The organism is Aquirufa ecclesiirivi, assembly GCF_011250515.1.
Lineage (GTDB): Bacteria > Bacteroidota > Bacteroidia > Cytophagales > Spirosomataceae > Aquirufa > Aquirufa ecclesiirivi.
Window position 1 is genome coordinate 77,614 of record NZ_JAANOP010000006.1, and the last position, 12,594, is coordinate 90,207.

12 protein-coding genes are annotated in these 12,594 nt (G+C 38.6%); 3 read left to right on the forward strand and 9 right to left on the reverse strand.

All coding sequences use genetic code 11. The annotated features are described in order from the left end of the window. The first annotated feature begins 201 nt into the window (after positions 1 to 201). On the forward strand, positions 202 to 750 hold the full coding sequence (locus G9H65_RS09540) for an outer membrane protein (protein ID WP_166375111.1): 549 nt from the start codon (positions 202 to 204) through the stop codon (positions 748 to 750). A 136-nt stretch (positions 751 to 886) separates the two neighbouring features. After that, a complete protein-coding gene (locus tag G9H65_RS09545) occupies positions 887 to 4,105 on the forward strand; it encodes a PAS domain S-box protein (protein WP_166375112.1) in 3,219 nt (1,072 codons plus the stop codon). Between the two features lie 29 nt (positions 4,106 to 4,134). Here G9H65_RS09545 and G9H65_RS13385 read toward each other — a convergent pair whose 3' ends face one another. The 9 genes from G9H65_RS13385 to G9H65_RS09590 all read right to left on the reverse strand — a co-directional run bounded on the left by G9H65_RS13385 (position 4,135) and on the right by G9H65_RS09590 (position 11,753). Then, on the reverse strand, positions 4,135 to 4,476 hold the full coding sequence (locus G9H65_RS13385) for a DUF6370 family protein (RefSeq protein ID WP_205753292.1): 342 nt from the start codon (positions 4,474 to 4,476) through the stop codon (positions 4,135 to 4,137). A 10-nt stretch (positions 4,477 to 4,486) separates the two neighbouring features. Further along, entirely contained in the window at positions 4,487 to 4,921 is a 435-nt protein-coding gene (locus G9H65_RS09555) for a CopD family protein (protein WP_166375113.1), read from the reverse strand. Further along, positions 4,921 to 5,688 (reverse strand): ABC transporter permease subunit, encoded by a 768-nt coding sequence (locus G9H65_RS09560; RefSeq protein WP_166375114.1) that lies wholly within the window; start codon positions 5,686 to 5,688, stop codon positions 4,921 to 4,923. Before G9H65_RS09560 ends, G9H65_RS09555 begins: the two co-directional genes overlap by 1 nt. 6 nt (positions 5,689 to 5,694) lie before the next feature. After that, on the reverse strand, positions 5,695 to 6,393 hold the full coding sequence (locus G9H65_RS09565) for an ABC transporter ATP-binding protein (protein ID WP_130923506.1): 699 nt from the start codon (positions 6,391 to 6,393) through the stop codon (positions 5,695 to 5,697). Beyond that, a complete protein-coding gene (locus G9H65_RS09570; RefSeq protein ID WP_166375115.1) occupies positions 6,390 to 7,637 on the reverse strand; it encodes a nitrous oxide reductase family maturation protein NosD in 1,248 nt (415 codons plus the stop codon). The genes G9H65_RS09565 and G9H65_RS09570 overlap by 4 nt, the downstream gene beginning before the upstream one ends. Then, positions 7,634 to 8,632 carry a nitrous oxide reductase accessory protein NosL gene (locus G9H65_RS09575; RefSeq protein ID WP_166375116.1) on the reverse strand — a complete coding sequence of 333 codons (999 nt, stop codon included), beginning with the start codon at positions 8,630 to 8,632 and terminating at the stop codon, positions 7,634 to 7,636. The genes G9H65_RS09570 and G9H65_RS09575 overlap by 4 nt, the downstream gene beginning before the upstream one ends. A gap of 16 nt (positions 8,633 to 8,648) precedes the next feature. Further along, the gene (locus tag G9H65_RS09580) at positions 8,649 to 9,209 is read right to left on the reverse strand and encodes a fasciclin domain-containing protein (RefSeq protein WP_166375117.1); all 561 of its coding nucleotides are present in this window, start codon (positions 9,207 to 9,209) and stop codon (positions 8,649 to 8,651) included. Positions 9,210 to 9,270: 61 nt separating this feature from the next. Continuing rightward, complete coding sequence (gene nosZ / locus G9H65_RS09585; RefSeq protein WP_166375118.1) at positions 9,271 to 11,250, reverse strand: Sec-dependent nitrous-oxide reductase; 1,980 nt, start codon at positions 11,248 to 11,250, stop codon at positions 9,271 to 9,273. A 23-nt stretch (positions 11,251 to 11,273) separates the two neighbouring features. Next, on the reverse strand, positions 11,274 to 11,753 hold the full coding sequence (locus tag G9H65_RS09590) for a c-type cytochrome (protein ID WP_166375119.1): 480 nt from the start codon (positions 11,751 to 11,753) through the stop codon (positions 11,274 to 11,276). A 241-nt stretch (positions 11,754 to 11,994) separates the two neighbouring features. Here G9H65_RS09590 and G9H65_RS09595 point away from each other — a divergent pair, with 241 nt between their 5' ends. Further along, the gene (locus G9H65_RS09595) at positions 11,995 to 12,594 is read left to right on the forward strand and encodes a Crp/Fnr family transcriptional regulator (protein ID WP_166375120.1); all 600 of its coding nucleotides are present in this window, start codon (positions 11,995 to 11,997) and stop codon (positions 12,592 to 12,594) included.

Here is a 12,594-nt window from a genome sequence, read left to right on the forward strand (position 1 = left end):
AAATTTTGTATTATTTTAATTTGAATATAATATTTCAAATTTTATTCAAGGGCTTATAGGTACACAAATCATGATTTTGTAGTTTTTTCTGTTTTACTTTTGGGCTCACAAGTGAAAATGAATCGCTTGTGAAATTTCCTTTCGGTTATGTGTTGATCTACTCTCCGATTGGGTTTTTGTTAACCTATAAATTATAAACTTATGAAAATTCTAGGAATGACCGCCTTGGCGAAGGCGACGATGTTGGCTTGCGCCCTAGTTTCACATGTACCATTATCCGCCTCCGCTTTTTCGGAACCTTTTGTGAATGGAAAGGAAGCTCCCAAAAACAGTTTTGGAATTCGTTATTCTTATTCTTGTATGGGTTTGACCTGGCGACATGCTTTTAATCAGTTGAACCAATTTGAAGCCTTTATTCAACCTGTATCAACAGATGCAGTTAAGGAGTTTAATTTTTATGGAGGAAGGTTTCTACATCATTTTCCACAAACAGAATTTCCTTTTACACCTTATGTATTTTTAGGAGTAGGAATGGCAACTTATCAAAATAATATTCCTAACCCCGCTTTGAAAGAAAGCAACAAATCGAGTAAATGTTTGGGTTATGCTTTAGGGCAGGGAGTAGAAACAAAAATATCAAGTAATTTAAGTTTAACAGGTGATGTGGCCATCACACGATTGAATGATGAACCCGACCAAATGTTAGGAATCATTCGGCTAGGCATGGGAATGCATTATACACTCAAATAGCTCTCACAATAGAGCTATTGATTTCTATCCATACCATTTTGATAGAAGCTTTTTTCCATTTTTATAGTGGTAAAACTAGTTTAATGGTTAGATTAGGATATCCTTTCTCAATGTGTGTCATGAATCCACTCTTGTTATGAAAAAACAATCATTTCCAATACCCGAAAATGAAGAGAACAGGCTAAGTGCTCTTTATGAATATCAAATATTAGATACGTTTGCTGAGAAGGAATTTGATAAAATTACCTCTTTGGCATCTTACATTTGCCAAGTACCCATTGCTATTATTTCATTAGTAGATAAAGACCGACAATGGTTTAAATCAGAAGTTGGATTAGGTGCCAAAGAAACAACTCGCGAAGTCTCTTTTTGTCAATACACCATCATGGGAGACCAAATCTTCGAAGTGCCCAATGCATTAGAGGATAGTCGATTTGTAGATAGCCCTTTGGTAACAGGAAATCCACACATACGCTTTTATGCTGGCGCACCATTGACTACTCCAGATGGATTTCAGATAGGTTCATTATGTGTTATTGATCAAGTTCCTAGAGAATTGACCAAAGATCAGCGAGATGCATTAACAACGCTCTCTGAGCATGTTATCCAAACCTTGGAGCTTCGGATTAAGAATCGAGCATTGAAGGAGCAAGTTAATCGCTTGACAGAGGAAAAAGTGGCCCGAGTTACCTTGGAACTAGGACGATATAAAGAAGCATTGGATGAGGTTCTAGCAGTATTCATCATGGATGCGAATGGCATCATCACTTATGCCAATGAAGCAATTTGTACCTTAAGTCAATATCCTCGAGAAGAGTTAATTGGACAACATAAACGAATTTTACATCCAGAGTTTAGTTCTTCTTCTGAATCGGATGCATTTTGGGGCACCATTCAATCGGGTGAAGTATGGAAAGGGGAGATTCAGAATCGGGCTAAGGACGGATCCGTTTATTGGTTGAATATCACATTTGTCCCTTTTAAGGGAAAGAATGGAAAAGTCACACAGTATTTGGCCATTAGTAGCGATATCACGGAACAAAAAATAAAGTCGATAGACCTCGAATTGTTTTTTGAGTTATCTCAAGATTATTTGACGGTTGCCAATATGAGTGGATTTTATGAAAAGGTAAGTCCTTCATTTTATAAGAGTTTAGGTTATACTGAATCAGAAATGTTACACCATTCAGGAGCGCATTTTGTGATTGAAGAGGATTTGCCACTTAGGGATATCCTTCGAGCTAAGATGTTGAAGGGAGAGGGTGTCAGGGATTATGAATTGCGATACAAATGCAAGGATGGAAGTGTCAAAGTATTAAGTTGGAATTCTTCTCCAAATGAGCAGACAGGAAAATTGTATGGAATAGCCCGAGATATAACAGAGAGTAAAAAAATAATCGAGGAAAATAAAAGATTATCCTGGGTCGCAAGAGGAACGGATAATATTGTCGTGATAGCTAATGCTAAAGGTCAAATAGAGTGGGTGAATCATCCATTTGAAAAATTGACAGAGTATACATTAAATGAAGTTATTGGTAAAACGCCTGGTAGTTTTTTACAATATGAAGGCTCGGATCCGATGACGGTACAAGCGATGAAAGAAGCTATTGCTGAACGTAAAACGTTTAGAGGTGAGATTAGGAATCGCTCAAAATCAGGAAGAGAATATTGGTTAGAAATATTCTTGAATCCTATATTTAATGAGCAGCAAGAGCTTATCAACTTTATTGCGATAGAATCCGATATTACGGAAAAAAAGGAAAAAGATTTAGAGATTTCGGATTTGTTAGCTACCCAAATAGCCATATTCAATGGTGTCAGTTTGGCCATCATTTTTACCGATGTACATGGGTATGTGAAAAAGGTGAACCAAGCTACATTGGAGATTTTTGAATATGAGTCCAATGATATAGTAGGCCAACTTTTAAGTCAGATTCCCTGTTTTGACATGGATGAAATCATTCAGTATAACAAGGAGTTGAGCGAGGAATATGGGGTAGATTTCGTTCCGAGTTTTGAAACTTTTGTGATGCGGACTAAATCCTCAGGAAAACCGGAACGCAGGGAGTGGACCCTTATTTCTAAATCGGGAAAGCGAATTCCTATTTGGCTGGGTGTTACTTGTGTGAATAATGAACGTGGTGAGATCATTGGTTATTTGGGTGTGGCGGAAGACTATACGGAGCACAAGCAAGCTCAGAATGAGTTAATTCAGGCCAAAGACGATGCTGAAATGGCTGTGAGGGCTAAAGATAGCTTTTTGACCAATATGAGCCATGAGATTCGCACACCTTTAAATGCAATCATCGGATTCACTGAATTATTACAAGGTAGTCAATTGCCAGATCCTGATTGTGAATATGTCGATAATATTCAAAAGGCGGGAGATCATTTGCTTCTATTAATCAATGATATACTTGACCTATCAAAAATAGATTCAGGAAAAATTGAACTGGAAGTACAGCCTTTCCAATTGAAAGAATCGCTCAAACATGTGCATGATTTACTTAAAGTAAAGGCTACTAAAAAAGCTATTGATTTCAGTTTGTTTTTAGATGCGGAATTGCCTGAAGTGATTATCGGAGATAATGGACGCTTAAATCAAGTGCTGATTAATTTAGCGGGAAATGCTATAAAATTCACGGAAGAAGGAGAGGTGAGCATTTCTGTTAAAAAAGTACAGGAAACGGAATCGACAATTAGTTTGCGTTTTTCCGTAAAGGATACGGGTATTGGTATTTCTGAGGAAAAAATTCAAACCATCTTCGATCGATTTATCCAAGCTGAGGCTAGTACTACGCGTAAATTTGGTGGTTCTGGTTTAGGTTTAAATATTGCCAAGCAACTGGTGGAATTACAGGGAGGGAAGATTGAATTGAAAAGTAAGTTAGGTCGAGGGTCTGAGTTCTTTTTTGTATTGGAATTTGAAAAGGCCAAACAGCTGGAAGAGAAACTTAGTAAAAAGGAAAATATAGGATTACGTTTAGACCACTCCGTTTCCATATTAATGTGTGAAGATAATGAAATGAATCAGCGATTGGCAAAGACGGTCATTCATAATTTTGGCTTTCAATTAGACATTGCCAATAACGGAAAAGAGGGTATAGAGCTCTTGCAGAAAAAAGACTATGATTTAGTCTTAATGGATCTTCAAATGCCTGAAATGGACGGTTATCAAGCTACCATGTACATTCGTAATGAAATGAAATCGGATATTCCTATCATTGCTATGACGGCACATTCTTTAGTTGGAGAACAGCAAAAGTGCTTTGATATTGGAATGAATGGTTATGTCTCCAAGCCTTATAAACAGCAGGAATTGCTACAAAAAATACAAGAATTTATTCGTGAATAGTAGTTTAGGCTATTCACGAATAAATAAAATTATGGGAGTAATTTGAAATAGCTCGCCACAAATTTGTCATCGACAATTTTACCTTGTACTTGGGCTTTTCTTACTACTTTACAAAATCCGTTTTTGGAGTGACTACCGCCATAATCATTGATGTTGGGGCCCTCTACATAGTATTTTTTGTCTTCAAGTTTGATGGCCAGTTGGCATACATCACCTGGCATATCAAAATTGCAGGAACCACAACTTGCTTCTACCGTGTACCGTGTTTGTTTTTTGTCTAGCTGCAGGTATTTAGGCTTGGTGTTGGATACAAAGCCTAAACTAAGACCGATCAAGGTCCATGACATCAAAAAATAAATGATCTTTTTCATATGTTTATGTTTAAAGTCCTCCAAATCTAAATTGTAAGCCGAAAAACACCATCAGGAGGGCAACAAGGGTGATAAGTCGGATGTGGAATACCATCAAAGGAAGTTTCTCTATACTTAGATTAGGAATGATGAAAATACGGGCGTGAAGGGCCAGTACTAGGCTAAGTACGAGTAGACTTAATTTGATGATGATATTTCTTTGTATGGCATTATCCCAATTAAATTGAATGCCATATTGAAATATGGCCATCCAAACTCCAGTGATAATCTGTATGATTAAACTCGGTATTCCGATAGGTTCAAATGTTTTTTCAAATTGCTGAATAAGCAGAATGTCTTTTTTGAAAAGGGCTTTGGGTACAATTTGTAAACTCAACATGAGGTGTCCCCCTACCCAGACACAGGCACCTACTAGGTGTAACAAGAGTAAAGTGTGGTATAACATTATAGATCTTTCTTTTTAAAATAACGTAAGGAGCACATAAAGGGAATCATTACCCATAAAATCAAGGTGGTAAATGAGATGGCAATTCCACCTGTAGTACCAAAGAAATCTTTGAAAATAGCCCCTGTATATCCCATCAAAGCCGAAACGTCCATTTGCATCAGAATTAAGATGCGGGCTAAATCGATGGGATTCAACATACTTATGAATATCATGAATTTTTCAATGGGGTAGTCGGCCCACTGAAACAACATAAATAAGACGATTCCATCAAAAATAATGGCATAAAATAGCCATAGAATAATGGAAAGGCCGATTCCCTTGGCTTTGTCTTTGGTTAAAACGGCAGCCAACAAGGCTATAGCCGTAAAAATAAAAGTTAGCAAGAGTCCACAAATCACGAGCATTAAACCGAGAAAACTGGGTTCAAAAATAAGGATGACGATACCCGCCCCAACAAAAAAAGCGAGTCCAAGGGATGTCATTAATCCAATAAATAAGCTCCACCAAATGGCATTTCTTTGTAAGGGTTGGCTGAGTAAAAGTTCAATGAATTCCGTGCTATTGTACATATAAATGGTGGAGAATATCAAACAGACCAAAGGAACAATCATGAGTATGATATTCAGCATGCTCAACAGGCCTTTAGAAGAAGTATCTTCTAGACTAAAAACACTCAAAGAGGCTAGCAATAAGATGAGGGTGTAAAATAGTACAATTCTATTTCGGATAATGTCAGCAATGACATGTTTATATATCTTGTTCATGGGCTTCTAAGCAATGATTTTGGAGATCATTTTGGATAATTTCACTTCCTGGGTCTCTTGTTTTAAATCCTCTAGCGTTTTTTGAAATAAGACCTGGCCGTCTTGCATATAAATTACTTCGGTGATCATTTCATCCAATTCACTTAATACGTGGGATGAAATGATGGTGGATTTACCACGAGCTTTTTCTTTTAAAATTTTTTGTTTCAATATTTCAGAAGAAAGAGGGTCTAATCCTGCAGTGGGTTCATCCAAAATCAATATATCCGGTTGAAATAAAAAAGCTAGACAAGCCCCTACTTTTTGGCGCATTCCACCGGATAGTGTCCCCATTCTTTTATGGTAAATTTCTTTTAAGTGGTATTGTTCAATCAATTCCTCGTCCAAGTTTTTTTGATCTTTTCGGATATCAATCATCATGGATATGACCTCCCCGATACACATGTTTTCTGGATAACGGGTCATTTGTGGCATAAATCCGATTTTTGCTCGATAGGCCCATTGCCCAGTGATATCCTCTCCTTGAAAAATGACTTTCCCTGAATCAGGAATAACCATTTGTAAAATACTTTTAATCAAGGTAGTTTTTCCACTTCCATTGGGACCAATCAAGGCGATGCAAGCACCAGGACGGCATGTAATATGTATGTCTCGAAGTACCTGCTGATTTCCAAAGCGTTTGCTGATATGTTCGGTAATGATCATAATTTGACCGGTTTAATGAGTGGAAATTGATCTTTTAATTGTTCCGGAGTTAAGCTTGGGATTAATTTTTCCGTCTTATCCATTAAGGCAGAAATGAAACTTCGGAACATGATAAGTGTGGTTGGATTTTTTTCTAAAATGACGGAAAATAAACTAACAGGTCTAAAAGGAATATCCCCAACCTGATCTCGGTTTAGATCATAGCTATCGTATTTATCCCAATAATTTCCATTGAAATTGTTTAGGACTAGCGTGCCATTGGTACTCACATCAAAAGTATTGTTCAGGAAATTATTATGATGGATGGTCATGTCTTGGCAACTGGCTTGAATTTTTAGCCCCCAGCCATTATTGGAAAAGGTATTTCGGTTCATTTTTACCCGACTAACCCCTTCTAGGTAAATGCCCGTGGTGTTTTTTGTAAAGTGATTTCCTTGTATGATACCATCTGAAATTTCTTTGAGTAAGATTCCATAGGAGGCATCCCCCCAATTTTGGTGGAAGGTATTGTGAAACATGTTGACATGGTTGGAAAACATGACGGCTACACCAGCACCATTGTTGGTGAAAACATTGGAAATGTAGGTGTCATTATTAGAAAACATGAAGTGTAAACCATAACGTAGGTTACGGAAGGAGCGGTTGTTCTTGATGATGGAATGAGTGACAAATTCAAAATAGATCCCGTCACGGTGACCCTTTATTACATTATTTTGAATCTGTAAGAAGCTACTATTCCAGCAGTGAATTCCATTTCCACTTTGTTGTTCTTCAATACCATAGGCGATAATGCGGTTGTTTTTAATGGTACAATGTTTTCCATATTGAACATATATGCCAAAGAAGGAATTGGTTAGTAGGTTATTGAGAATCTGTACGTGATGAGCATCATATATTTTGATGCCGGCCAAATCTTTTAAACTGGAAATACCGGAGTTACGAATATGAAAGCCCTGAATCGTCACTTGAGAGGCTTTGATGGAAAGGACTTCGTATTTACCCTCACCGTCCAAAACCGGTAATCCTTGGCCTATGATGCATAAGGATTTATCTACGATGAGGTTGTGTTCATGATATACCCCTTTTTTAACCAAGATGCTATCCCCAGATTGGGCATGTTGGATGGCATGGGCTAAGGTTGTAAACCTTTCATTTTTTCCTACCTTCCAAGTACTTGCTTGGGCTGAGGGAAGAAACCAAGTGGTTAATAGGGCTACTATCAAGTAAGTTTTATGGGTAATCATTGGCGAATACTTTCCCAAGTTTTTTCTTCTCCAGCTAAAGCTTGGTTGTTTTTTGTTAATTCATTTTTATCGACAAAAGCAGCAAAATTACCTGCCATAGGGCTTCCCAAGGAAGGACTTGTCATGAAATAGGCTTGGGTGGCAAGGACTAACTCATGTTTCCCCGTATAAGTACTGACATAAATATCTTTGACCTGAATATCCTTGTTGATTTGTGTATAACTCAATAAGCATTTCAAATCATCAAAAGGTAAGGTCTTTCCTTGCTGGGTTAGTATGGCAGTGGCGAATCGCAAATCGCTAATGCCCATTTTACAAAAATGACAATGATCTCGACCTAATTGAATGGGTTTCACTTCAATCGTGCAAGCTTGAAAAAAGAATAGCACGGGTAGGAAGAATAAAACTGATCTGGGGCCTTTGGAGATTCTCCATTCCAAAATAACCCCAGTCAGTAACATCAAACCAATACCAATAAATATCCAACCACCCACATCAGGAATGGAATATGCTCCAAAATTTAAAAGTTGTTTAAAACCAATAAGTGGAGGCTGATAAGCCATTCCTGGTACTTGAATGGCGGCATTTGGATCTAAATCATGTCCATAATCGTATTCCCATTTCCAGAAGTCTACCATGGCAATAATGCCAAACATAACAAAAGCTGAAAATAAAAAATAGAGTATTTTTTTACGGTTGATCCAAGCCCCAATGAAAAACAAAATGGAAAACCCCACGATAATATATGGCAATACGGTAAATTCGACGAAGTCCTCTTTGTGCATGGTCTTCATTCCTATGTAGTGGTTGAGCCCATTAATGATGTCCACGTTTCCACGGATATCATTGGCATGAATTTGAAGGCTCAATCCTTCCGGATATTGAGGAGCATCTAATTCAATTCTCCAAATGGGCAAATAAACGACAAAGGGTAATAGTATGGAGGAGAGGAACAGCAGCATACGTGCTGGTTTTCCCATTGGTTGCGTATTCATATAAAGGCAATTTAAACTATTTACTTGGAGGCAATAAGACACCATCAATCACGTGAATGATGCCATTAGAAGCAGGAACAGATGCGATGATGGTCGCTGAATTATTTAACATGATTTTACCATTTTTGATGCTCACGGTGACATTGTCGCCATTGACCATGCCCAGCACTTGCCCATCTTGTAAGTAATCCGCTTTTAATGCAGAAACCGTAACATGGTATTGAAGTATATTCTGTAAATCAGCCTTTTTTTCATCTGTCATTAAGGCGGTTAAAGTAGCTTTATCTACTTGATCAAAAGCGGCATTGGTGGGGGCAAAGACAGTAAATGGTCCTGCATTGGATAATGATGTAACTAATTCTGCTTGTTTTAATGCGGCTACTAAGGTGCTATGGTCCTTAGAACCCACGGCTACTTTCACTACATCTTGTTGAGAATCATCGTCTTTGACATTTTCTTGGCCACCTGAAGTGGCCGTGGTTTCAGTCGTTTGGGCAGAAGTGTCTGCTTCCGAGCTTGAACAGGCAGCAGTCAACATAAACATGGCCGCCAAAATGGTGATGGATAAAATTTTCATAATGCTTCAAATTTTGATGAAAGAAAAGGAGAGCATGGAAAGCCATACTCTCCCTTGTTGATTAGTTTTTAGCAATAGGTTTAGTTTTACCTAAACTATAGCTGAGTGGAACACTGCTTCCTTTAGGAGATACTCGGATGTAGCCCGACATTTCTTGGTGCAAAGCACTACAGAAGTCAGTACAGTACATAGGGAAGATGCCTACCTTATCAGGCTCCCATTTCATGGTTTGGGTTTCACCTGGCATAATTAACAATTCAGCATTGGTGGCACCTTTGATGGCAAATCCATGAGGAACATCCCAATCTTGCTCTAGGTTAGTCACGTGGAAATACACCACATCACCCATTTTAATGCCTTCTATGTTGTCCGGAGCAAAGTGAGAACGAATGGACGTCATGTACACATGAACGACATTTCCTTCCCTGACTACTTTGGCTTGGCCTTCACCTTTGGTTACATACTTGTTCTCATTCTCATTAATCTTGTAGAACTTAATGGAACGGTCTCTCACTAAATCTGCTGAAATAGCTTGGGCATAGTGAGGTTCTCCAATGGTAGGAAAATCCAGAATCATTTCCATTTTATCACCACTGATGTCGTATAGTTGCGCACTTTGAGTCAACTCAGGGCCAGTAGGCAAGTAGCGATCTTTAGTGATTTTATTATAGGCGATTAGGTATTTTGCGTTTGGTTTCTTGCTGTCTCCTCCTGGGATACATAAGTGACCTACAGAATAGTAAGTTGGCGCACGATCAAGTACTTTCAAATCCTTGATGTTCCACTTAACCACTTCACTAGAAACGAAGAAGGTGGTATAGGCATTCCCTTTTCCATCAAATTCAGTGTGCAAAGGTCCTAGACCTGGTTTTTTCACTTCGCCATACAATGCGGCTTCATATTTAATCACTGGTATACCTTCAAAGCTGCCGTCGAACTGTTTTCCTTCAATGGCTTTCAACATTTTGTCAAAGCTAAATACAGGAATCAAAGCCGCTAATTTTCCAGAACCTACAATGTACTCACCAGTTGGGTCTACGTCACAGCCGTGAGGAGATTTAGGGCAAGGGATGAAATAGCAGATGTCTTTCAACGCTTTAGCATCCAATACTAGGACCTCTTTTTTCATTTCAGAAGTAGCTGTATGCGTTTTTTCGTTGTACTTATTGTGCGCATATTTGGCAGGAATACGTTTCGCTTTTCCAGCTTTGATATATTCTTCTGCTTTTTTCCAATTGACAGCCATGATAAAGTCCTTATCACGTTGTGAAGCATTAACTTCTAACAAAGTATTGGCTTGTTCTGTATTGTAGCAACTGAAGAAAAACCAACCATTGGATTTGCCTTTTCCTGCATGGCTCAAGTCAAAGTTGACCCCTGGGCATTCAATTTGGAAGGCCAAATCCATTTCACCACTTTCTTTTTTCACCGAGATGAAACTGATATATCCTTTGAAGTTTTCTTTGTAGGTGTCAATCGGGATATCGCCATTGGCATTATCTGGTGGTACAGAGAAACGTGTACCTGCCACCACATATTCGGTATTTTCTGTGATGAAAGGAGAGGAGTGATTCCCTGCGCTATTCGGTAATTCAATGATTTCAGCTGTTTTAAAACTAGCTAGATCAATACGTGCCACACGTGGGGTGTTATTGGCATTACCGAAAATCCACCGACCGTCAACTTCTCCATTGGTTTGAGAAAGCTCGGTATGGTGAAGGTCATCCCAAGGCACAAAACCATGGGAGGTGTTCAGCATAGGTTTTGTTTCTTCACTGTAGCCATAACCTTTTTCTGGATCAACAGAAAAAACGGGTATTACGCGAAATAAACGGCCACTGGGCAGTCCATAGACACTCATTTGTCCGGAGAAACCACCGGAAACTAGGTTGTAAAATTCATCATATTTACCTGGGGCAACATAGGCTTTTTCCGCAGAACCAGAGGAAGAAGCATTTCCTGCGTTTTTAGGTTTACAAGATTGGAATACCAATCCAGTAATCAGCAAGAGCGCTAGGATTTTGGTTAAATTAGTCTTCATGTGCTTAATTATTTGGTTGAAATTTATTTGACGCCGTCATTTTGACGCATGTACTCATACAGGGATTTGGCTTCATCATCACTTAAGTTTTGATTGGGCATTCTTACTAGGCATATTTCAAGCTGGGCTTGAGCCACTGGATCTTTGTTGATCATTTCATCGGTATTCGTCATGAAATTCAAGATCCATGCAGGTGTATGTCGACTAGTCACGCCTTTCCAACCGGGACCAACTAATTTTTCATCGGTTAATTTGTGACAACTGCCACATTTTACGTCGGATGTCGCTTTTCCTTTTTCAGCTAAAGCTTTGTCGAGGGTTGGACTGATGACCACATCGGTGAATTTTCCTGTTCCACGTTTAGGATCATAATCTGGGTTTCCTCCTGCGCTTTCAGAGGAGGCAGCTTGGGCACTTGAATCCGCGGAAGCATTGGATCCATCATTACTTCCACAGGATGTTAGCCAAAGGCTCAGGGCAAGCATCATTGTTACTGTTTTCATTGTATGATTTTTTTGTTGGGACAATGTTATAGCCCAGATATTTTGAACTTTATGCGTGCAGTCATAAAGCAAGCTTTCTCGCCTATACGTATATATAATAGGTGCGATAAATTCCTGAAAATCAACGTATTGTGCTGATTTTAAGCCTATTTGGCCAAATGTGATTTTAATCATAAATTGGCATGATTTCGCTCATATTTGAACTCGACAGAATGCACTTGTTTCGCTTAAATTTTTAATCATGATCGACGAAAAATTATTGGTTTCTTGGGGAGGTACATACCGTACTTTAGAAAAAAATGAGGTCCTATTTTCCGAGGGAACAGAGTGCCTGTTTTATTACCAAGTAGTAGACGGTCAATTGAAATGGGTGAATATATCGGTGGATGGAAAAGAGTATTTACAACGATTGATTAATCCGGGTGAAAGCTTGGGTGAGATGCCCTTGTTTGATGATGGGCCATTTGCTGCCTCGTCTTTTGCTTTGGTCAAGTCAACCGTCATTAGGTTGCCCAAGGCGGCTTTTCACGACTTATTGCGAAATCATCCAGACATCCATTTTGAAATTTCTCGGCGTTTATCCCAGCACCTACGATTCAAGTTTTTTATGTTAAAAGAGGTGACCAGTAATGAGCCAGAAAAATTAGTCGTAGCTGTCTTGAATTATTTGAAAAACTCGAATCAATATGTTTCCTTGGATGATCATTTAGTGCATTTGACTCGTCAGCAAATTGCTGATTTAACGGGTTTGAGGGTAGAAACGGTCATTCGAGTTATCCGAAATTTACATTTGGAAGGCAAATTGAAAATTGAAAATCGAAAAGTTTTTTTGTTTGAATAA